Source organism: Streptomyces synnematoformans (assembly GCF_039531005.1).
Taxonomy (GTDB): domain Bacteria; phylum Actinomycetota; class Actinomycetes; order Streptomycetales; family Streptomycetaceae; genus Streptomyces; species Streptomyces synnematoformans.
Window position 1 is genome coordinate 1 of record NZ_BAAAPF010000321.1, and the last position, 7,770, is coordinate 7,770.

At 75.8% G+C, this 7,770-nt stretch carries 3 protein-coding genes and 2 pseudogenes; all 5 read right to left on the minus strand.

Translation table 11 applies throughout. From position 1 onward, the window contains the following. Positions 1 to 1,020: pseudogene (locus ABD317_RS30515) on the minus strand (hypothetical protein); the annotation flags it as partial. A 37-nt stretch (positions 1,021 to 1,057) separates the two neighbouring features. Next, positions 1,058 to 1,960, minus strand: coding sequence for a hypothetical protein (locus ABD317_RS30520; RefSeq protein ID WP_425582475.1), 903 nt, complete (start codon positions 1,958 to 1,960; stop codon positions 1,058 to 1,060). Further along, positions 1,957 to 3,504, minus strand: coding sequence for a hypothetical protein (locus ABD317_RS30525; protein ID WP_344294060.1), 1,548 nt, complete (start codon positions 3,502 to 3,504; stop codon positions 1,957 to 1,959). Before ABD317_RS30525 ends, ABD317_RS30520 begins: the two co-directional genes overlap by 4 nt. Positions 3,505 to 3,582: 78 nt before the next feature. Beyond that, positions 3,583 to 7,224 (minus strand): hydantoinase B/oxoprolinase family protein, encoded by a 3,642-nt coding sequence (locus ABD317_RS30530; protein WP_344294062.1) that lies wholly within the window; start codon positions 7,222 to 7,224, stop codon positions 3,583 to 3,585. A gap of 50 nt (positions 7,225 to 7,274) precedes the next feature. Next, positions 7,275 to 7,770, minus strand: a pseudogene (locus ABD317_RS30535) (HEAT repeat domain-containing protein); the annotation flags it as partial.

Sequence of the window (7,770 nt, forward strand, 5' to 3'; positions counted from 1 at the left end):
GACCGCCCCGGCCAGCGCGGTGAGCCGGCCGTCGATGGCCCGGGCCCGGCGCTCGGCGCCGGCGAGCACGTCACGGGCGCGGGTGCGCTGCTCGGCGCCGGTGCCGATGTGGGCGAGCAGGTCGAGGGAGCCGGCGGTGAAGTCCCGCTCGGCGGTCAGCTCGGCCCGGCGGCCCAGCTTGTGCGCGAAGCCGTGCACGAGGTCGGCGAGGCCGTCGGTGTCGCGGGTGTCGGTGACCGCGCGGAGCAGCAGGTGGGTGAAGTCGGAGTCGTTCTTCACCGCGAACAGCCCGGCGGCCTCCCCCTCGTCGGCGTTCATCTCCCGCTGGTAGCGGAAGAGTTCCGGGTCGAGGCCGAGGCGCCCCAGGTGCTCGTTCCACCGCTCGTGGATCTCCTCCCACGCCACGTCCAGGTGCGGGTACGCCTTGCCGGCCTCGGTCAGCGCGTCCCGGAAGCCCTTCATCGTGCGGCGCCGCCCCCGGGCGCCCGACGCGCCCTCGGCGGCGGGGCGCACCGCCGCAGCCGCCGACATCTCCGCGACCGGCAGCGCGTCCAGGCCCATCCCGGGCCCGGGGCGGAACGAGTACCACGCCTCGGCGAACTTCCGCGGGTCGCCGGAGACCTGCCGGCCGCGCCACTCGCTCACCTTGCCGACGACGATCTGCTCGCCGGTCACGGTGTGCTGCCACTCCAGCGCGACGTGCCCGGTGTCGTCGGCGAGCAGGAACTTGCGCAGCACGCCGGAGCTGGCGCCGCCGAGGGTGTTGCGGTGGCCGGGCAGCATCACGGAGAAGATCAGCTTCAGCAGCACGGACTTGCCGCCGCCGTTCTCCAGGAACAGCACGCCCGCGGGTGCGGGCCGGCGCGGCGGGCCGGTGGGCTCGGCGGCGAAGAAGTCGCCCTGGGCGGGCGCCGGCCGGGGCACCTCGCCGCCGACGCCGCGCAGGTCGAGCACAGTGTCGGCGTACCGCGCACCGGCGGGTCCGATGGAGTAGAGGCGGATCCGGGACAGCTCGTACATGTGAGTGGGGCCTTCGCTCGTGACTCTCGGCCGGCCGTCAGGCCGGCTCGGGCCGGCCGGGGTAGAAGGGCAGCGCCCCGCCGGCGGGCTCGCCGTCGTCGTCGGCGGGCACCAGGGTGGCGCTGCCGTCGGCGACCGGTACGACGCCCAGCTCCAGCAGCTCGGACATGGCCGCGCCGCCCGCCATGTCCCGCACCTGGAGCTGGTAGCGGGCGGTGGTGCGGTACGTGCCGCCGGCGTCGTCCGACGTGCGCTGCAGGAAGCCGGAGTCGGTGAGGAACGCCATGGCCTTGCCGATGATGCCGGTGGTGGAGCCGGCGAGCCGGCGGGCGTCCTTCGTGGCGCCGGTGGCGCTGCGGCGCGCGTACACCCGCCAGGCGGCCTCCAGGCCGCGCTCGCCCTCGGCCGGGTCGGTGTTCTCGCCGGCCTCCTCGGCGCGCTCCTCCAGCCGGCGGCACGCCTGGCGGACGAAGGCGTCGACGCCGTTGACGCTGACCCGGCCGATGTACCCGTCGTCGGCCAGGTCCTCGGGGCGCGGGAACGCCATGGCGGCGACGGCGAGATGGGCCAGGCCGTGCAGGAAGCGGTCGGCGGAGTCGGTGGCGGCACGGCGGGCGTAGTCGCCCATGCGGACGGCGAAGACGGAGTCCTCGGCGGCGGTGACGGCCATGCCGGTACGGGCCGACACCTCCAGCACGACGAGGCCGAGGCCGGTGGCGACGGCGTCGGCGAGGCGGGCGAAGGGCGGCTCGTCGCGGTAGCGGCGGAGCAGCTCGGCGTATTCCAGGTCGCGGGCGGGCAGCAGCTTGGGCTGCAGGCCGAAGGAGACCAGGCGGGCGGCGTCGGCGGCGTCGGCGGGGGTGACCGCGGGCGGGTGGCCGGCGCCGGGCGCCGCCGTGCCGCCGGGCACCGTGGGAGCGGTGGCGGGGTCGGGGGTCACGAGGCGGCCTCCGAGCGTCCGGCCGCCATCCCGGCGGCGTCCAGCAGTGCCGTGCCGACGATGAGGTCGGCGCCGCCGAACTCGGCGTCCGTCATCTGCGTGCCGTCGTCCACGGCGAACAGCAGCCGCTCGTCCCCCTGCCGGTACGCCGTCCCCACGGCCGGGCCCGCGGCGTGCACGGCGAGGAGGGCGACGAGGTACGGCAGGCCGGGGTCGCGGCGGCGGGCGTCGGCGAGCAGCCCGGAGAGCCGGCGCGGGGCGTCCGGCGGCAGGTCGAGCAGCTCGCCCGCGGCGGCGAGCTGCTCCTCGCTGAACCGGCTGTCGTCCGGGGTGGCCACGAGGTCCGGCTCGGGCATCTCGGCGCCGAGGTGGGCCCGTTCGAGCGGGGGTGTGAGCAGCAGCTCCGCCAGGTCGGCGAGGCGCACGGCGTGCGGGGCGCGCAGGCCGGTGCCGCGGGCGAAGAAGGCGTCGGTGACGCGGTGGGCGGCGGAGACCGGCAGCGGCAGCACCGGGGCGAGGAGCTGGCCGTACAGGTCGACGCCGGTGCGGGCGGCGGGCGGGGCGAACGCCTGCCGGTCCTGCTCGGCGCGGAACAGCGGGCCGGCGTCCAGCAGCCGGGTCTGCAGCTGGGTGTGGCGGCGGATGCAGTCCTTGACGATGTCGACCAGCTCGGCGGCGCGGCGCTTGTGGTCCGGGTCCTCCGCCTCGTCGCGGGCGCGGCGGATGTTGGTGAGGATGGCGTTCTCGTGCCGGTAGCGGTCGGCGACGTGGTCGAGGGCCTCGTCGATCATCGCCGGCACGGTCTGCAGCCAGTCCACCGCGCGGACGTTGCGCCGGGTGGCCTCCAGGGTGCGGCGCAGGGTCTCGGCGTACTGCACGGTGCGGTAGCGGGCCTGCTCGGCGGCGAGCTGGGCGTCGGCGAGCCGGCCGCGGCTGATGAGGACCTCCAGCTTGACCTCGGCGGCGATCTGCGCGCTGGTGACATCGGTGTCGAGGGCGCCCACCAGCACGTTGACCGCCTCGTCGGTGGTGCGCAGGTAGACCGCGCCGCCGGGGCCGGGGACCTCCTCGATGAGCTTGAAGTCGTACTCCCTGCGCACATACGCCCCGTCGTGGCCGAACGTGCCGTACACCGCGCGGAAGCCGCGGTCGACGCTACCGACGTTGACCAGGCTGTCCAGCACCCAGCGGGCCACCCGCTCGTGCTCGGTGCGGGGGCGCAGCGGCGCCTGGGCGGCGACCCGCGGCAGCAGCCGGGCGACGACCTCGTCGGGCTCGGCGCCGGTGTCGAAGTCCATCTGCAGCGTGACCAGGTCGATGGCGGACAGCGCCACCTCCGCCATGGCGTACACCCCGAACTCGCCCGCGAGCATCGCCTTGCGGGCGTCCAGGTCGTGCAGCGGGGCCGTGCACGCCAGGGCGCGCAGCCGGCGGGCCAGGCCCTCGTCGGCGGCCGGCCCCGGGGCGGGCCGGGGCGCGCCGGAGGCGGGCGTCGCGGTGGTCGGAGCAGTCACGACGGACAGATTAGGCGGTGCCACCGACATCGGCCGAAACGGTGCGGCCTCCGGCCGGGGCGGCGGGCGGGCGCGCCCGGCCCGGCGCACCCGCGGTCCCGCGGCCGCTCACTCCTCGTCGCCGTACCCGCCGCCGCCCGGGGTCTCGACCCGCAGCACGTCCCCCGCCCCGGCGTCCACCGTGTCGCAGCCGGCCAGCGGCTCCACCGTGCCGTCGGCCCGCTCCACGGCGTTGCGGCCGAGCGCCCCCGGCCCGCCGCCCGCCATCCCGTACGGCGCCACCCGCCGGTGCCCGGTCAGCAGCGTCACCGTCATCGGCTCCAGGAACCGGATGCGGCGCACCGCGCCGTGCCCGCCGGTCCAGCGGCCCCGGCCGCCGCTGCCGTCCCGTACGGCGAACTCCTCGACGCGCACCGGATAGCGCCACTCCAGCACCTCGGGGTCGGTGAGGCGGGAGTTGGTCATGTGGGTCTGCACGACGTCCGCGCCGGGGAAGCCGTCGCCGGCGCCGGAGCCGGAGGCGACGGTTTCGTAGTACTGCGCCTTGTCGTTGCCGAAGGTGACGTTGTTCATCGTCCCGGAGCCCTCGGCCTGCACGCCGAGCGCCGCGTACAGCGCGCCGGTGACCGCCTGGGAGGTCTCGACGTTCCCCGCCACCGTGGCCGCGGGGAACTCCGGCGCGAGCATGGAGCCGGGCGGGATGCGCACGTCCAGCGGCTTCAGGCAGCCGCTGTTGAGGGGGATGTCCTCGGCGACGAGGGTGCGGAAGACGTAGAGCACGGCGGCCATGACGACCGAGCTGGGCGCGTTGGCGTTGCCGGGCTGCTGCGGCGAGGTGCCGGTGAAGTCGACGACGGCGCTGCGTGCCTCGCGGTCGACGCGGACGGCGACCTCGATGACGGCGCCCGCGTCGGTCTCGTAGCGGTACGAGCCGTCGCCGAGCGCGGCGATGACGCGGCGCACGGACTCCTCGGCGTTGTCCTGCACGTGCCCCATGTAGGCGCGTACGACGTCGAGGCCGAACATGCCGATCATGCGGTGGAGTTCGTCGATGCCCTTGTTGTTGGCGGCGATCTGGGCGCGCAGGTCGGCGAGGTTGGCGTCGGGCGCGCGCGAGGGGTACGGGCCGGAGGTCAGCAGCCGGCGCGTCTCGTCCTCGCGCAGCTCTCCGTCGCGTACGAGCAGCCAGTTGTCGAAGAGGACGCCCTCCTCCTCGATGGTGCGGCTGAACGCGGGCATCGAGCCGGGGGTGATGCCGCCGATCTCGGCGTGGTGGCCGCGGGAGGCGACGAGGAACAGCAGTTCCCGGCCCCCCGCGGCGTCAGCCGCTGATGTCACAGTGTCGAAGACGGGCGTGACGACGGTGACGTCGGGCAGGTGCGTGCCACCGTGGTACGGGTCGTTGATGGCGTAGACGTCGCCGGGCCGCAGCCCGTGCCCGCCGTCGCGGTTGCGCCGCAGCACCTCCTTGATGGACTCCCCCATCGACCCCAGGTGCACGGGCATGTGGGGGGCGTTGGAGATCAGGTTGCCGTCGGCGTCGAACAGAGCGCAGGAGAAGTCGAGGCGCTCCTTGATGTTGACGGAGTGCGCGGTGCTCTCCAGCCGTACGCCCATCTGTTCGGCGATGGCCATGAAGAGGCTGTTGAAGACCTCCAGCATCACGGGGTCGACGCCTGTGCCCACGGCCCGGGTGGCGGGCCGCGGGCGGACGCGGGTGAGCGTGAGGTGCCCGCGGTCGTGTACGGCGGCCTGCCAGCCGGGGTCGACGACGGTGGTGGACCCCTCCTCGGCGAGGATCGCGGGGCCGGTGACGGCGTCGCCGGCGTGCAGCTCCGCGCGCTGGTACAGCCCGGCCCCGCACCACCGCCCGCCGGCGAAGATCCGTACCCGGTCGGCGGGTTCCGGCGCTCCGGAGGTACGCGGCGCGGCGGCCTCGTCGGCGACGGGCGGCGCCTGCTCGGCGGCGGCCTCGACGGACGCGGCCTCGGCGACGACCGGCTTGTCCATGGTGAACGCGAACCGCCTGCGGTGGACGGCGGTGAACTCCGCCCGCATCCCGGCCTCGTCCGCCAGCGGCACGGCGATCGCCGAGTCGGTGCCCGCGTACCGCAGGTGCACCCGCGCCGCGGTGCCCACGGCGTCGGCCGGAATGCCCTCGTCGGTGAGGTCCGCGGCGGCCCGCCCGGCCAGCTCCGCGCACACCTGCCGGATCCGCGGCATCGACGCGGCCGTCAGCTCCGCCTCCACCGCCTGCTCGCGCATGGCCGTCGCGGCGGCGACGCCGATGCCGTACGCGGAGAGCACGCCGGGGTGCGGCGGAACGACGACGGTGGCGATGCCGAGCACGTCGGCGACGGCGCAGGCGTGCTGGCCGCCGGCGCCGCCGAAGCTGGTCAGCGCATAGCGGGTGACGTCGTGGCCGCGCTGCACGGAGATCTTCTTGACCGCGTTGGCCATGTTGAGCACGGCGATGTCGAGGAAGCCGGCGGCGACCTCCTCCGGGGAGCGCCGGTCGCCGGTGGCCGCGGCGGCGGTCGCGGCCAGCTCGGTGAACGCCTGCCGGACGGCGCCGTCGTCGAGGGGCTGGTCGCCGTCGGGCCCGAAGACGGCGGGGAAGTGGCGCGGCTGGACGCGGCCGAGCATGACGTTGGCGTCGGTGACGGTCAGCGGCCCGCCGCGGCGGTAGCAGGCCGGGCCGGGGACGGCGCCGGCGGAGTCGGGGCCGACGCGGTAGCGGCGGCCGTCGAAGTGCAGGACGGAGCCGCCGCCGGCGGCGACGGTGTGGATGCTGAGCATCGGTGCGCGCATCCGTACGCCCGCCACCCGGGTGTCGAAGTCGCGCTCGAACTCGCCGGCGTAGTGCGAGACGTCGGTGGACGTACCGCCCATGTCGAAGCCGATGACGCGGTCGTGGCCCGCCTCGGCGGCGGAGCGGACCATGCCGACGACGCCGCCAGCGGGCCCGGAGAGCACGGCGTCCTTGCCGCGGAAGCGGGTGGCTTCGCGCAGGCCGCCGTTGGACTGCATGAACTGCAGCCGGATGCCGGGCAGTTCGCCGGCGACGCGGTCGACGTACCGGCGCAGGATCGGCGAGAGGTAGGCGTCGACGACGGTGGTGTCGCCGCGCGGCACGAGCTTCATCAGCGGGCTGATCTCGTGGCCGCAGCTGATCTGGGTGAAGCCCGCGCGGCGGGCCTCCGCGGCGACGGCCCGCTCGTGGCCGGCGTGGCGGTAGCCGTGGAGGAGGACGACGGCGGCGCTGCGGAACCCGTCGCGGTAGGCGTCCGCCAGCGCCGCGCGTACGGCGCCGAGGTCCGGTTCGCGTACGACCTCGCCGTGCGCGCCGACGCGCTCGGGCACCTCGATCACCCGCTCGTACAGCGCCTCCGGCTTGAGGATGCGGCGCTCGAAGAGCAGCGGCCGGTTCTGGTACGCGATCCGCAGCGCGTCCCGGAACCCCTCGGTGACGACGAGGACCGTCGGCTCGCCCTTGCGTTCGAGGAGGGCGTTGGTGGCGACGGTGGTGCCCATCTTGACCACCTCGACGCGCTCCGCGGGCACCGGCTCGTCCGGGCCGAGGCCGAGGAGCAGCCGCACGCCGGCGACCGCCGCGTCGTCGTGGGCGCCGTACCGCCCCGGGTCGTGCGAGAGCAGCTTGCGGGCGACGAGGGTGCCGTCCGGTCGTCTGCCCACCACGTCGGTGAACGTGCCGCCGCGGTCGATCCAGAACTGCCAGCGCGCCGTCATGCCGTCATTGTCGCAGGCCGCGACCGTCCGTGAAGGACGCGTGACGGGCGTCAGCCGGCGGCGCCGTCCGGGGTGATGCGGGTGCGCACGGTGCTCTGCACGTCGCCGTCCTCGGCCGGGTCGGCGGCGAGGCTGCGCAGCCGGGCGACGACGCGGGCGTCGGCGGTCTCGGCGTGCCGGGCGCCGATCTCGCGGGTGGTGTCCTCGCAGTCCCACAGGCACTCGACGGCGAACGACGCGGGGAACGACGGGTCGGTGGCGGCCAGCGCGCGGGCGGTGCCGCCGCGCAGCAGCGAGCTGCCGGTCTCGCGGTAGACGTGCCGGAGCACGGGGGCGGCGGAGGCGATGGCGCGGCCGCCGGCGCCGGCGGCGAGGGCGTCCAGCTCCGGCGCATCGGGCCCCTCGTCGCGCACGCAGCGCAGCAGCACGGCCCGCACCGTACGGGCGTCGCGCGCGCCGCCGCGGCGGGCGAGCATCACGCCGCCGGCGGTGCCGAGCGCGTCCTCGCGCGCCGCCTCGCCGTCGGCGGCGTCGAGGTCGGTGGTG

What these genes read in the sequence shown, in the direction of transcription:
- ABD317_RS30530 (WP_344294062.1), bottom strand. Translation starts at nt 7,224, where the DNA reads ATGACGGCGCGCTGGCAGTTCTGGATCGACCGCGGCGGCACGTTCACC.
- ABD317_RS30525 (WP_344294060.1), bottom strand. Translation starts at nt 3,504, where the DNA reads ATGTCGGTGGCACCGCCTAATCTGTCCGTCGTGACTGCTCCGACCACC.